This window comes from Bacillus sp. DX4.1, assembly GCF_030348195.1.
Classification (GTDB): Bacteria; Bacillota; Bacilli; order Bacillales; family Bacillaceae_G; genus Bacillus_A.
Window position 1 is genome coordinate 3,723,433 of the sequence record NZ_JAUCFT010000008.1, and the last position, 14,632, is coordinate 3,738,064.

Genomic DNA, 14,632 nt, shown 5'->3' on the forward strand with positions numbered 1-14,632 from the left:
TAATTTAGACCCAAAGTTATTTTTGATACGCGAATTTTTCAGGCGCCTGGGATAGCAAAAGACCGATCAGCATATATCACTGTGTACAATCCTATGGACTTTTTCAATAGGTTTATTGTAAATCAATGGTATAATTTCTTTAAACGCCCTTTAACCCAAATACCGAATAGTTTTCATAGCTGGTTCAAGAAAATAGAAAAAGATTTTATGAATATGGAATGGTATCAAGTTTATGATTTTATCGAATTTACGACTCAAAATTTTAAATCGGATCTCATAGCTAATGCATTTAAAACAGAATGTAATAGAATCTTAGAACGCGAATTATCCACGTATAGATTTGCCGATAAAACTCTTGTTAGAATTAATTCTCAACAAGAAATTGAATCTATTGAAAATGCCATTAACTTTAAAAGTAGCAAAACCTTCGTAAACAGACACATAGAACAAGCGTTACACTTAATGGCGGATCGAAGCAATCCAGATTATATAAATTCAATTAAAGAATCTATCAGTGCTGTTGGAACGCCGGTCTTCACCTACAACGAACTTTTTACAAGCAACGCTTGTCCTACTTGCCGAAAGACTTAGGGAAGGAATCGTACTACTGACGTTATCCTTAATTACTCGTAACCTAATTACGTCTTTCTTTGTTCATCGCTACCCGTACCTTAGTACGCCAAGCAACCGTCCGGACCTTTTATGGCAGTCCTCACCTAGACTAGACACAAGCTCAACAGGGAACGCGTATAACGTGTCTACGCCTTACTTTCCGACATTGGATAGGCTCACCTGTTCAAGTTTTTAGTGTGGTGTTAGGTCGTTCCCACGTTCGGAAAAACCGTACACCAACGTCTCTTATCGCTTAAAAAAGACAGCACTTAAGAAGCCGTCCATTCCATATTTAATTCTTTCGTATAGAATTATTTCACTGTACCAAATATTTGAATTTACTGAGTAAAGTGAATGAATACGATTAGTTATATAATTGAAAATAAAATTGTTAAACAAATGTTGAGAAATATTGAAATTCAATTTCTATTACATTTTATTCTTGCTATCATTGTTTATAAGAATATTCAAAAAAGGAGAGGGGATTTCATGAACGTTCAAATGAAGGGGAATGAACAGGTTACAAAGTTGCTAAATGACTGGTATCAGGCGATGTTACAGCAACAGGAATTAAAAGCAACTAACTTAAAAACAGAAATTGAAGAGAAGATTACTAATATAAAAGAAGATAAAAATTTATTATTATATTACTCCTTACTAGATTTCAGATATAAAGTATTAACAGATGGACTTAACATCACAAAAGATAGCTTCGATAAAATTAATTCCTTCAAAATACCTAATAACAGCTTTCTTTCTTATTATTACCACTTCTTCAAAGCAGTTCACAGCACAATTCTTGCAGACTACAATGAAGCGAGAGAACATTTTGAAAAAGCAGAAAAGCTATTAATGTATGTTGTATCCAACGAATTAGAGGAAGCGGAGTTTAATTATCGTTTGGCTTCGTTCTATTATCAAGTTTACAAACCACTTTTAGCAATTGACTACGTACGAATGGCAAAAGATATATTTTCTAAACATGTGGGCTACGAAATCAATGTAGCTTTATGTGATAACATTTTTGCGTTATCTTGTATAGATTTAAGACAATTTGAACAAGCCGAAGAAAGCTTTAACACTGCTATAGATAGCCTAAACAAGAAAAATGAAAAAACATTACTACTACGTGTTAGAAATAACATCGGATTAATGTATGCGAATCAGAATCTTTCATCTTTAGCAATTCGTCACTTATCAGAAGTTACGGAAAATATGCCAAACCATTTTAAAGCTTTATATTTACAAGCTGATGAAAATATAAAATTAGGCGAAACAGAAATTGCATCTCAATTAATCAAAAAAGGTTTAACCATCTGTAACGAGTTAGAAAACAAAGAGTATCAATATCGCTTTAAGATTTTAGAAAAATTAAACAAGTCCTCTAATACTCTAGAATTAGAAACTGCTGTATTAGCAGGAGTTTCATACTTTAAAAAAGAAGAATTATGGGATTGTATTGAAGAATATGCAGAACGACTAGCAAATAAATTTTATGCTGAGGAAAACCATGTAAAAGCAAGCAAATATTTCTACATGAGTAATGAAGCGAGAAAAAAATTATTAGCTAAAGGGGCGTTAAAGTAATGAAAAAGATTGGATTAACCATAACAGGATTAGCGTTAGCTGGAATTATGGCTTTTGGAGTTAACAACAACCTAGAATTTTCGACATTAAACAAAGGTGACACTCCAGCACCTCAAAGACCAGATTTAGCGTACAACGTAGGTGATACGCCTGCACCTACTTACTCAGAAGGACACACAGGGGGTATAAGTAAACTAGAAGAACATGGTGATTATGGTGGTGCACCTGCAAACGCTGATGGTAACACTGGTTCACCTGCTTATGACCATGGAAGACCACCTGCACCTACGAATACACACAGCGAAGCAATTTAATTAACGAGAAAAAGAACGCTAACCCTCACACTAGGCGTTCTTTTTTGTTGTAAAAATAAAAGCCACGAATTAAATCACAGCTTCTTGCAATACTTCTTGGGCATCTTTCATAATATCAGAAACGTCCACGCCACTACTCACACATATCCCCACCATTGCAGGAATAATGATTTTAAATTCTTCAGGATGGATAACACTTATGTATGAAGCCCTAGGATTACTTTTTCTTGCATTAGTCCTTCGAGACTTCAGATTAATCCCTTTCTCCAACTTGTTTACAAGATGACGGCGAAGGTCTGGTATTATCCCCTCATAGTAGACAGTTGAAAGAAAGTTACTGTACTGTTTATTATGGAGGGGATTTTTTTATGGGGAAAATTAGAAGAACTTTTTCGATTGATTTTAAAATGAAAGCTATTGAAATGTACTTACATAGAGGAATGGGTAGTAAATTAATTGGAAGGGAATTAGGAGTTACATATTCAGTTATAGACAGATGGATTAAAAACTACAATAGTGAGGGTATTCTTGGCCTACAAGAAAAACGAGGGAGATCTAGACAAACAAATGCAAGTTCAATAAAAACAAGTCATGATGATAGAATAGAACGATTAGAAGTAGAAAATGCATACTTAAAAAAGCTCTTAGCTGCGAAAAAGGAGATGAGGTCAAAAGAGACAAATCAATAGAATACGAGATCATTCATACATTAAAGCATAGCTTTCCAATTGTGTTTCTTTGTGAAATTGCGGGGGTCTCAAGAAGTGGATATTACAAATGGGAAAAAAGAAGAACTAATCCCTCTGAAAAGATGAAGGAAGACCAATTTATTATGTCCAAAATAGTGGAATGCGAACTAGATCCAGATATAAATGGTAGTTTTGGTTATCCAAGAGTTTGTACATGGCTCAAAAAGTATTGTGGTTTACAGATAAATCATAAAAGAGTGTACCGTTTAATGAAGAAAATGGGGATACAAGCTAAGATTCGAAAGAAAAAGTGGAGGCATTTTGGCTTAAAAGAACAATGTGTCGTATCAAAAAATCGTTTAAACAGGGAATTTTCAGCCAGCAAGCCAAATGAAAAATGGGTTACAGATATAACCTATCTCACTTTTAACGGTAAGCGTATGTATCTTTCAGTGATAATGGATCTTTATAATAACGAAATTGTAGCCTACCAAGTAAGCGAAAGCAACAATTTAAAATTAGTTATAGACACAGTGAATAAGGCCTTAAGAAAAAGAAATGTCCACGGAACAGTATTACATAGCGATCAAGGGTATCAATACACGTCCAAAAAATACAACCTATTACTTAAAAAATACAAAATGAATGTAAGTATGTCTAGGAAGGGCAATTGTTATGATAATGCATGTGTAGAGAGTTTTTTTAGTCATTTTAAGACAGAATGTTTTTACAGAAATGAGTTTCATGAAAAAGAGCAAGTTTTCAAAGCCATTAGAAGATATATGAGGTATTACAATAACAAACGATTCCAAAAAAAATTAAACAACCTTAGTCCTGCTGAATTTGGAACTAAGGCTGCTTAATGAAAAGGCATCTAATCTTTTACTGTCTACTTGACAGGGGTAAGACCAGTCTATCCACCCTCTATTTGCACTAATAGTACCGTGAACAACTATGGAATAGTGACGAACCAGTTTAAGAAGAAGCCTTCCAGGGGCTTTATATTGTACTTCCTCTTTAGCTAACGTTTTAATAACCACCTTTTGTTCTTGTATTTTGGTTTCCACTTCAGCAGTATGGCGATTTTTAAATGCCATTAGACCTGTTGTGGCTTGTGTCAATCCATTTATATCCCCCGTCATAAGGGCTTTTCCTACGGCAATTTGTAACGCTTGTTCCTCGTTAATATCCGCGACTTTAACTTCCGTTGTCGTTTTCTCTTCAATGTTTAAAAGTTGTGTACGGACTTCCTTTGCGATGTCGCTGCCTCTTAACAGCATTCCAACGCGTAAGATCGCATGTATTGTTCGACATTTTACCAAAGCCATTATCCGTTTCAATTAAAAAGTGACCACGTTTATTAACGATGTTAGTGCGTCCGTTTTTCGGACTGCCTAAGTTACCCTTAATTTCCTTCCCTGTCTGACTGATATATTCGTCCGAAACTAATTCATCCTTATTTTCCAATATGACAGTAGGTAAAGTAGACACTGGAACTTCATAAAAATCAGCAACTTGTTGTGTCGTTGCCATTTCTAAATTTGGTAATAGTAATAATCCTTTTACTCTTTCCAATATGTCCACTCGGTTCATGTAAGATTCACGAACGTTAGCGTCAATAATAAAAGTTTCTTCGTTCTTAATTAAATTTGTCATTATAAAATACCTCCGAATAGATGTTTTTTGTTTTACATCCTCTATTCGTACGAGTGCTATCATTTTGTGACACATAATTTGTGATTAATAAAAAAATGTATGGTTAACCTACTTAATTAATCTCATACCTATCAAGAAAATCTGATAACGCCAATGAAAGAATATCACTTTCATTTAGCTTCAATTTGTTTGCAAAGGTATCTAGTCGGTGTCCTACAGACTTCTTTATCAATATGTTGGTGCAATACATACCCTCATCAGGCATGCTTGTAATTCTGTTGTATAGTTCGTCTCTACATTTGTCAGTCTTCTGGTCACTCATCTGTTTGTTAGCAAGATTTTTCAGCGTCAAAAGCTGTTCTACTGAAAATATAACTTTATCTTTTGGTGGAACGAATTCAAATATAGATGAAGCAAAATACTTAGAGATAATCCCTTTAAATACCCATTCTCCGCTTAATACATTATAAATGAACTCCAATTCTTACAACGCATCTCTTAACCGATTCTTACAAACGTTTATTTCCTTTGCTAAGTTTACCAATGTGGTCCCACTATTCAGCCGTTCTATTATTTCTTGTACCCTCAAAAGTATTACACTCCTTCATACAATGTTAGCAAAACGAGAAAGTCGTCTACCAAAAAGGTCTTCGGCATGTCTCGTTAAATTTTCTTTTGGTTCAGCTTTATAACGTAGAATACGACTTAAAAAGGAGAAAATAATGATTCATTCTCGACAAGATTCCTTTATTCGTTATACACGATGAAGCAATGACATACCCGAAGACATGGATTGGGCAATTTCGAAGATGTTGATTCCCAAAACCGAGTAATTTTTTGTTATAAAATTTTGTTTAACGTTTACTGATCGCGGGTTCTCGTTCCTGCCCGAAATTTGCTTTGTGTATTTTCAGAACCCTTTACCCCGCAAACTAAGGGCGGCGTCCCCCGCCGTGAATGTAATTTCAGAATGTTTAAATTTTTATATACATAATTTATTTAATGTCTCATTACTATGTTGATAATGTACAACAATCGAAGGATGAACGAAGAAATAATAAATATTTTTTATAATTTAAAACAAAATATATTAAAAGGTTTTGATACAAAGTTATGAGACAAACGAATCATTATTAAATCAATACTAAACTATTGTAAGTATCTAACTAGAATAGTTGTATCATAAACGATGGAGTTATGATACATCATAATACTATTAGATAACAATGATTATAATGTAGGGGGGCAGGACATACCATCGCTTAACCATACATCGTAAGCCCAACGCTTTGCGGTATTTAGGCATTAACAGGTTGTTATAGACTACGTCTGTAGTAGTTCAGTAGCCGCACTGACACACGTTACTAACCTACCGTAACAATCCCCACCGTTTATACTAGCGGGCTTAGAAATAAGGTACGGGGTGTCAAATACATAGCTCCGCCTTTGAAAAATAGCCCGTGACATTATGTCACTCACTAAGAAATAGTATGCAAAGTGAATGACCCCTCCTTAACACTCTTACGAGTTGTTTGAAGAAGGGGCTTCCTGTTTCATAGAGCGTTGCTGCTTGGAGGTTACCCAAGCAGTCTTACATACTCTCCACAGGCGTCGTTTATACTGTTTGGACACAACCTTGCCCTACAGTTTCAGTCGTTCTCACAAGTAATTGCTCTAACCCTTTTCGCAAAATATTTAGACTCGCATTATGATCCCTGTCTAATACCGTTCCACACTTTGCACAAATATGTGTCCGAATAGAAAGCGATTTTTTCACACGATTTCCACAACCAGAACAATCTTGCGATGTGTATGCTGGGTCTACTTTCACAAGTAGACTTCCAAATTTCTTACACTTATACAGAAGCATACCGCGAAAAGCACCCCACCCCGCATCAGAAATTGACTTCGCTACCTTTCGATTCCGAACCATGTTTCGGATATCGAGATTTTCCATACAAATCACCGAATATTTTTGGGCAAGATGATAACTTAATTTGTGTAAACAATCTTTTCTTTGGTTTGCTACCTTTTCGTGAAGGTGTCGAATCCGTTCTACTTGTTTGTTATAGTTCACAGAGCCTTTCTTTTTCTTCGAAAGATTACGCTGTGCTTTCCTCAGTTGCTTTTCTTTTTGACGAAGAAATCTTGGATTTTCAAATGCCGTTCCATTTGAAAGAACAGCGTATTTGTTTAGTCCAACATCTACACCAATTGTATTTGCCATATCAATAGAGGAAGGTACAACTTGTCTCTCAACACTAAAAATAGCGTACCATCTCTTGGATTGGCGTTTGATAATCAGTTGTTTAATGGTTCCTTCTATCGGACGATGAAGAAGGATATCAATTTCTCCTAGCTTTGTGCTATATAGCTTTCCATTGTCAGAAAAAGACATGGCGAGACGATGCTTTCCATTTGGTTTTAATCCAAATTGTGGGAAAGTGAGACTGTTATATTCTTTATACTTTTTCAATTTTGGATATTTGGAATCCCCACAAAAAAAGCCATCATATGCCTTTTTCAGTCGTAAAAACACTTCTTGTAATGGCTGTGATGGCACTTCTTTTAGAAAAGGATAGGTCCTCTTATCTATTGTTTGTTGCTTTTGCATGTCAGAACGTGTATAGGATTGTTTGTTTTCTTTATATTTTCTCTGTTTGTCTAAAAGAGCAGAATTATAGGTTTGACGACAATATTGGAGCCAACGGTCTAACGTTTCTTTTTGTTCTTTCGTTGGGAAAATTTCGTATTTTTGACTTAGCAACATTGTCATCACCTTCCTCTTTTTTCGTTGTAGTGTTTCAGATGCCTAAACACAAAACAGAATACACGTTCGCATCTATTTCTAGTACTATCATACATGATGTGACATAAAAAGGAAATAGAAATTTCGTGCTATGCACGACCAACATTCATCCCCTCCCTACCATCTGGGCTATGCCCTGCACGTGCTTGAGGAAGGGGACTTCTGTTGGAGTACTGTTAAATTGTCACACTAACTCGCGAAGACATAGTGGGGTCATGATGCACCGTCCTTTAAACGCCCATATTATCCTCATAACGACGCTAAATAATACTGATTAATGTGGAAGGTATAAGTTTACATAAAACAGAAATAATATCGGGGTGCGTAGTAATTATTTAATTAAACAGGAGAGATGTTGTATGACTACTAATAAATCTAATGATTCAGAAAAGAAATTACAGCCTCAAACAAATAACACAATTGATGAAAAAGATGTAATTGAAGGGATTAAAGTTGAAATACCTGCTTATAAAAATATGCAAGCGGGAGATACAATTGAAATTTATTGGGGCGATGAATGGAATATAGAAAAAAAAGAAGAAAAATAAAGAATAAAATACTTTTTAAAATAATCTTGATTCTATAAAAAGAAAAGCAAGCACGAAACTTGCTTTTTCTATAATTTCGTTATTTTTGTTCTGCATACTGTTTTGTGTAATAATCTAATTCTCCGTAATAAGCCGCACGAACATTCTCAACGGTAATGATTGGGTGAAGCCCTTTATAATAGTTTTGTGCTGGGTTGTAATCCACCAAACGACGGCTACGCATATCAATTGGTTTCATGCCTAAACGCGATTCAACGTCAATGAAGTAAAAAATTTTCGACATTCATCTGAAAGTTATTCATACAAAAAAAAAACCTCCTAGCTATTGGAATAAAAATTTCAATCCAATAAATAGGAGGTTTTAAAATTAACCGCCAATTACCTATGTACTTTATTGCTTACATATGTAATTTTTTGGCTATTAAATTTTGTTATGAAATACTCTCAAGCCCTTAATATACCTATCCTCAGCTCGCCTTATGTTCAAGTCTCAACTTATCCGCAACCATGGCGATAAATTCGGAATTCGTAGGTTTCGCTTTTGACATGGATACTGTATAACCAAATAAGGACGAAATGGAGTCAATATTCCCGCGACTCCAAGCTACTTCAATTGCATGGCGGATTGCGCGTTCAACACGGCTTGCTGTTGTATTGTACTTTTTCGCGATATCTGGATATAGGACTTTCGTAATAGATCCAAGTAGTTCGATGTCGTTATATACCATAGAAATTGCCTCTCGCAGATACATGTATCCTTTAATATGAGCTGGCACACCAATTTCGTGAATAATGCTCGTAATACTTGCATCTAAGTTCTTCGGTTTTCCATCTATTGTTGTTGCAGATCGGAAAGATGGCAGTGGGCGTTTAATTGTAGTACTCGTTTTACCGCTTACTTGACGAATATGACTCGTTAAATTCTCCATATCAAATGGCTTTAAGATGAAATAAGAAGCACCTAAATCAACTGCTTTTTTCGTTACATCTTCTTGACCAAACGCCGTTAGCATAATGACATTGGGTTGCTTCAGTCGTTCAATGTTTCGCATTTTTTCTAGTACCGCCAGGCCATCTAAATGTGGCATAATAATATCTAAAACAAGCACATCTGGTTGTTTTTCTTTTAGTAAGTTTAAACACTCTTGACCATTATAAGCAATTCCGACTACTTCCATATCATCTTGAGCAGCAACATAACTTTCTAACATTGATACAAGTTCTTTATTATCATCCACAAGACATACTTTGATTTTTTCCACTGCTTTTCCTCCCTTACCGAATTGATTCTCCCGACATGTGTAAGCTTCTAGGCTACATGAATTGTTCGACAATTGTGTGAAAATTCCCTTTAAAGTTTCTTAACTTCCAATAAAATCACAAAAAAATATGTTTATCGCTCATTTATTTTCTTTCTTTACACATTCCTTCACAGGATTACAATAAAATGTTTATTCTTTCCTTTCATTTTACAACAAAAAACAGCTCTTGCGGAGCTTTTACAACATTTCAACGAATTTCTCAAGAAAAAAGCAAGCTGATGTTTTGTCAGCTTGCTTTTTTCTCTTGTTCATAAATATTAATTCCCGCTTCATGTAGCATCCATTCGATATGAACACCATACCCTGAAGTTGGATCATTTACAAATACATGTGTTACCGCACCAATTACTTTCCCACCTTGAACAATAGGACTACCACTCATCCCTTGGACAATGCCACCTGTTTTTTCTAATAAGCGTTTATCTGTAATTTTAACAACCATTCCTTTTGTAGCCGGAAATTTTTGTGGCACAGTACTTATAATTTCAATATCAAATGCCTCTACCTTATCTTGATCAATGACTGTTAACATTTTTGCCGGCCCTTCTTTTACTTGGTTAGACAAAGCAATCGGCATCGCATTATCCATGACACCATTTTTCACTCCAGTATTTAATTTCCCAAAAATACCGAACGGGCTATTCGTTGTAATGTTACCAATTATTTCACGATCTGGTGAAAATCTTGCTAATTTTTCTCCTGGATTCCCATTGCTACCACGCTCAATAGCAGTAACTGTCGAACGAACAATTTGTCCATCTTCTACTTGAATTGGTTTCTTCGTATCATTATCCGAAATCACATGGCCAAGTGCGCCATATTTCATGGAATCTGGATGAACAAAAGTCATTGTCCCGATACCAGCTGCTGAATCACGAATATATAAACCAATTCGATAAGATGCTTCACCATTATCTTTTTCTGGCGTCAATTTCGTTCGAATATATTTACCATCTCGTAATAAGACAAGGTTAAGTGGTTCACCTGTTTTCCCGCTATCATGAATGAAAGGTGCTACATCACTCATGCGCTCAATTGTCTTCCCATTAATTTCTGTAATCATATCCCCTACTTGTACACCTGCTAACTCTCCAGGAGATACTTTCCCTCTTTCTGTTTGAATTAAATGATGCCCAACCACAAGTACACCTTTTGTATTTAACTTTACTCCAATCGATTGTCCACCTGGAATAACTCTAAAGTCTTTTAACACTTTTACATTTACTTTTTTTACAGGAAAGCCAGCAAGCTGAAAGACCATATCCGCCTCGCCGTTTTGATGCGAATTTAGTGTGAGCCCTTCATGCTGCTTCGTATTAGAACTTACTGTAAAAATGCTTTGATTTGTCGATGAAGCTTGAAAGACAGGCAATGATGTTACTTCCGATTGTTGTCCTTCAAAGATAACCAGTTGTTTTGGAAATGTGATAAACGTACGTAACGGTTTAAAACATCCGATAAAAATTAGCGAAACAAGGAGACAAAGACCTATTATTTTTCGAAATTGCTCTGATTTCAATCCATTCACTCTCCTCGCTCCTACCTCACATTCAGCCTAATGGCTTCATTTTTTAATTTCTCCTTGCAACGCTTTGTTTATAACCGGAAGAATTAAGAAATCATATTTTGAGCAAAAAAGCTATCCATTATTGGATAGCCTCTGCTGTCTGTTTAAAACGATGCGCTTGCGTGAGCAACTCTCTTGCATGTTCCGTCGTTAAATCCGTGATCTCTACACCGGAAATCATACGAGCAATTTCTGTTACTTTTTCATCCGTACTTAACACAGTAACTGATGTAATCGTACGATCGTTCGCAACTTGTTTACGAATAAATAAATGTGAATCTGCCATCGACGCTACTTGAGGTAAGTGCGTAATACAAAGCACTTGTGAGTTTACGGATACGCGATAAATCTTTTCAGCAATCGCTTGTGCAACTCGTCCACTCACACCCGTATCTACCTCATCAAAAATGACAGATGCAACGCCTTGGTGCTTAGAAAAAATACTTTTCAACGCCAAAATAATACGGGACAACTCACCGCCAGAAGCGACTTTTGAAAGTTGTTTTAACGGTTCACCTGGATTCGTTGAAATATAGAATTCTACATGATCATATCCATCTGATGTGAGTTTCACTGGAATACCCTCTACAAGAGGATCATCGACAACGCCTTCTCTTTTTGTGATTCTCACTTCAAATTTTGTTTTTTCCATATATAGTTCTTTTAATTCTTGATGGATAGCAATGGTTAGGCGCTCTGCAAGATCATGACGCATATCACTTAACACTGTTGCTTCCTTTAAAATAATTTTTTCTAATTCTTTTAATTTCTTTTTCGTCGTTTCAATATGCACATCTTTATTTTCAATTGTAAAAATTTCTTGCTCAATTTTATCTCCATACACTAATATCTCTTCTACAGTATTTCCATACTTTCTCTTTAACATACGAATTTCGTTTAAACGTGTTTCAATTTCATCCAAACGATTTGGATCATATTCCATCATATCCAGCTTTTCTCGAAGCTGATATGCAGCTTCTTCCAATACATAATAGCTATTTGCAATCGTATCATAATTCTCTTGATATGCCTCATCTAAATGCGTAATGCTTTCCATTTGCCCCATTGCATTTCGCACATGATCAAGACCACATCCATCCTCATTTAGTGAACGGTATGCATCACCAAGTGCTTTGTAGATTCTTTCGAAATTAGAAATTTTAAGACGTTCTTCAACTAATTCATTTTCTTCATCCACTGTCAAATCTGCATTTCGAATTTCTTCTAATTGGAATTGAATTAAATCTAGACGATGTGCCATTTGCTGTTCATTTTCCGTCAAAGATCGCAATTGCTTCTTTAATTGCTCATATTCACCATATACATCTTGATATTTTCCTAACTGATTGACAATACGATTTCCATCAAAATGATCGAGCATAAACAAATGACGTTCCTCATTCATTAAATCTTGTGTTTCGTGTTGTCCATGGATATCTACAAGCGTTTTACCAATTTCCTTTAATATACTTAATGTAACAAGCTTTCCATTGACACGGCATACACTTTTTCCGTTAACGGAAATGTCACGCTTTAAAATGATCATTCCATCTTCAATCTCAATATCCAGCTCTTCAGCTTTCGTAATACATGGATGCTTTTCATCTTCCACGTAAAATAGCCCTTCAATTTCAGCTTTATCTGTACCGTACCGTACAAATTCAGCTGAACCACGACCTCCAACAAGCAAGCTAATCGCATCGATAATAATCGACTTTCCTGCGCCTGTTTCACCGCTTAAAACTGTTAAACCTTTTTGAAAAGAAATATTTAATGACTCAATAATAGCAAAGTTTCTAATCGATAATTCCGATAACAATGCTCCATTCACCTCGTTATAAACTAATCCCCTAAAAAGGGCTTTCGCTGAGCAAATATCACTCAATGTTTATCTTATATATGTTGTATATAAAACCGGCTCTTCTAGCCCGCTCCATTGTACCAAACATTCGTTTTACCGGTCAATGTACTCATTTCTGTAAAGCAGCCTGGAAAAACCATACATCCTACTTAGCTTTCATCCATTTTCTCCATAACAAAAATATCTTGCCTACTTTCCGCTGTCTTTAGCAAAAAAGTAGACAAGATTCTTTTTGTTACAGCATATTTAAGAAGCGATCAGATACAACACCTGTGTCTCCAGGCATACGGCAAATAATCAGGCAAGTATCATCACCACAAATAGTTCCAACAATCTCATCCCATTCTAGATGATCAATAAGTGCCCCGAGCGCGTGCGCATTACCAGGTAATGTTTTTAGCACAAGCATATGTCCTGCCGTGTCTAATTTCACAAACGAATCAACAAGATTGCGTTTTAATTTTTGTAACGGATTAAATCGTTGATCTGCTGGTAAACTATACTTATAGCGACCATCGTGTAATGGCACCTTTACTAAGTGCAATTCTTTAATGTCACGTGATACTGTTGCTTGCGTTACGTTAAAGCCTTCATTACGTAAAATATCAACTAATTCATCTTGTGTTTCAATTTCTTTATTCGCAATAATTTCTCTGATTTTAATATGGCGCTGACCTTTATTCATACATTTGCACCTCACACTATCTCTTACCTTAGTTTAAGTATTCGTATACTTCACTTATTTATGTTAACGTATAATCGTTTACTTGTACATAATTGTTTTTACAATCATTATACAATTCCAACAAAAAGAGGAATAACAACTGTTATTCCTCCTTTCCTTTTTGTTTTAAAGCTGCGTGAGCTTCTGTTACAATTTGCTCTACAGACATCGGAGAGTGATTCTCACCGTTCTCGCGTTCTCCGTGCCATTTTAAATGAATTAAAAACTCAATATTGCCATCTCCACCTGTAATCGGAGAGAATGTTAAGTTTTCAACATCATATCCTTCTTGCACTGCAAATCGGGCAATCATTTCTACGACCGCTTCGTGTACTTTACGATCGCGGACAATTCCCTTCTTCCCAACCTGTTCTCGTCCTGCTTCAAACTGCGGCTTAATTAACGCTGCAACATCACCATTTGGAGTAAGGATTGTTTTTAAAACGGGAAGAATTAATTTTAATGATATAAACGAAACATCAATGCTAGCAAACTGCGGCAATCCTCGCTCTAAATCAGCCGGTGTTACATACCGGAAATTCGTTCGTTCCATAACAACGACACGCTCATCTTGCCGAAGCTTCCATGCAAGTTGATTGTATCCTACATCTAAAGCATAGGACAGCTTTGCCCCATTTTGCAAAGCACAATCGGTAAAGCCACCAGTTGATGAACCAATATCCAACATGATTTTATCTTGGAGATCAAGATGGAATGTCTCTAATGCCTTTTCTAGTTTATAACCGCCTCGGCTCACATACGGCATCACTTGTCCTTTTACCGTAATTGGCGTATCTTGCGGAATTTTTTCCCCTGGCTTATCGAGTCTCATTTCATTTGCATATACAAGCCCTGCCATAACAGCACGCTTTGCCTTTTCACGCGTTTCTATAAGCCCTCGTTCTACTAATAGTACATCTACTCTTTCTTTTTTTACACTCAT

The 14,632-nt window shown here is 35.8% G+C and carries 15 protein-coding genes; 6 read left to right on the plus strand and 9 right to left on the minus strand.

All coding sequences use genetic code 11. From position 1 onward, the window contains the following. Positions 1 to 93 precede the first annotated feature (93 nt). The 5 genes from QUF99_RS21920 (at position 94) to QUF99_RS21940 (ending at position 4,065) form a co-directional block, all read left to right on the plus strand. Positions 94 to 591, plus strand: coding sequence for an AbiJ-NTD4 domain-containing protein (locus QUF99_RS21920; protein ID WP_289374737.1), 498 nt, complete (start codon positions 94 to 96; stop codon positions 589 to 591). Positions 592 to 1,101: 510 nt separating this feature from the next. Further along, positions 1,102 to 2,199, plus strand: coding sequence for a response regulator aspartate phosphatase (locus tag QUF99_RS21925; RefSeq protein WP_289372870.1), 1,098 nt, complete (start codon positions 1,102 to 1,104; stop codon positions 2,197 to 2,199). Then, positions 2,199 to 2,513 carry a Phr family secreted Rap phosphatase inhibitor gene (locus QUF99_RS21930; RefSeq protein ID WP_289372872.1) on the plus strand — a complete coding sequence of 105 codons (315 nt, stop codon included), beginning with the start codon at positions 2,199 to 2,201 and terminating at the stop codon, positions 2,511 to 2,513. The genes QUF99_RS21925 and QUF99_RS21930 overlap by 1 nt, the downstream gene beginning before the upstream one ends. 368 nt (positions 2,514 to 2,881) lie before the next feature. After that, complete coding sequence (locus tag QUF99_RS21935) at positions 2,882 to 3,202, plus strand: helix-turn-helix domain-containing protein (RefSeq protein WP_289368028.1); 321 nt, start codon at positions 2,882 to 2,884, stop codon at positions 3,200 to 3,202. Continuing rightward, positions 3,142 to 4,065 (plus strand): IS3 family transposase, encoded by a 924-nt coding sequence (locus QUF99_RS21940; protein WP_289368369.1) that lies wholly within the window; start codon positions 3,142 to 3,144, stop codon positions 4,063 to 4,065. The genes QUF99_RS21935 and QUF99_RS21940 overlap by 61 nt, the downstream gene beginning before the upstream one ends. Here QUF99_RS21940 and QUF99_RS21945 read toward each other — a convergent pair. The 3 genes from QUF99_RS21945 to QUF99_RS21955 all read right to left on the minus strand — a co-directional run bounded on the left by QUF99_RS21945 (position 4,021) and on the right by QUF99_RS21955 (position 7,634). After that, positions 4,021 to 4,344: a hypothetical protein gene (locus QUF99_RS21945; RefSeq protein WP_289372874.1), complete on the minus strand. Its 324-nt coding sequence runs from the start codon at positions 4,342 to 4,344 to the stop codon at positions 4,021 to 4,023. The two genes, QUF99_RS21940 and QUF99_RS21945, sit on opposite strands and share 45 nt — an antisense overlap. A 79-nt stretch (positions 4,345 to 4,423) precedes the next feature. Next, a complete protein-coding gene (locus QUF99_RS21950) occupies positions 4,424 to 4,858 on the minus strand; it encodes a hypothetical protein (protein WP_289372876.1) in 435 nt (144 codons plus the stop codon). Between the two features lie 1,615 nt (positions 4,859 to 6,473). Further along, entirely contained in the window at positions 6,474 to 7,634 is a 1,161-nt protein-coding gene (locus QUF99_RS21955; protein WP_289372878.1) for an RNA-guided endonuclease InsQ/TnpB family protein, read from the minus strand. 392 nt (positions 7,635 to 8,026) lie between these two features. Between QUF99_RS21955 and QUF99_RS21960 the strand changes: the two genes are divergently transcribed. Next, the gene (locus tag QUF99_RS21960) at positions 8,027 to 8,215 is read left to right on the plus strand and encodes a hypothetical protein (protein WP_289372879.1); all 189 of its coding nucleotides are present in this window, start codon (positions 8,027 to 8,029) and stop codon (positions 8,213 to 8,215) included. 79 nt (positions 8,216 to 8,294) lie between these two features. Here the strand turns inward: QUF99_RS21960 and QUF99_RS21965 are convergent, their stop codons facing one another. From QUF99_RS21965 to QUF99_RS21990, 6 genes are all read right to left on the minus strand, one after another. Then, a complete protein-coding gene (locus QUF99_RS21965; protein WP_289372881.1) occupies positions 8,295 to 8,498 on the minus strand; it encodes a hypothetical protein in 204 nt (67 codons plus the stop codon). Between the two features lie 184 nt (positions 8,499 to 8,682). Further along, the gene (gene spo0A, locus QUF99_RS21970; protein WP_286121862.1) at positions 8,683 to 9,477 is read right to left on the minus strand and encodes a sporulation transcription factor Spo0A; all 795 of its coding nucleotides are present in this window, start codon (positions 9,475 to 9,477) and stop codon (positions 8,683 to 8,685) included. A 286-nt stretch (positions 9,478 to 9,763) separates the two neighbouring features. After that, on the minus strand, positions 9,764 to 11,065 hold the full coding sequence (gene spoIVB, locus QUF99_RS21975) for a SpoIVB peptidase (protein WP_289372883.1): 1,302 nt from the start codon (positions 11,063 to 11,065) through the stop codon (positions 9,764 to 9,766). A 118-nt stretch (positions 11,066 to 11,183) separates the two neighbouring features. Then, complete coding sequence (gene recN, locus QUF99_RS21980; protein ID WP_289372884.1) at positions 11,184 to 12,923, minus strand: DNA repair protein RecN; 1,740 nt, start codon at positions 12,921 to 12,923, stop codon at positions 11,184 to 11,186. 277 nt (positions 12,924 to 13,200) lie between these two features. Next, positions 13,201 to 13,650 carry an arginine repressor ArgR gene (argR, locus tag QUF99_RS21985; RefSeq protein ID WP_289372885.1) on the minus strand — a complete coding sequence of 150 codons (450 nt, stop codon included), beginning with the start codon at positions 13,648 to 13,650 and terminating at the stop codon, positions 13,201 to 13,203. A 142-nt stretch (positions 13,651 to 13,792) separates the two neighbouring features. After that, a complete protein-coding gene (locus QUF99_RS21990) occupies positions 13,793 to 14,632 on the minus strand; it encodes a TlyA family RNA methyltransferase (RefSeq protein ID WP_289372886.1) in 840 nt (279 codons plus the stop codon).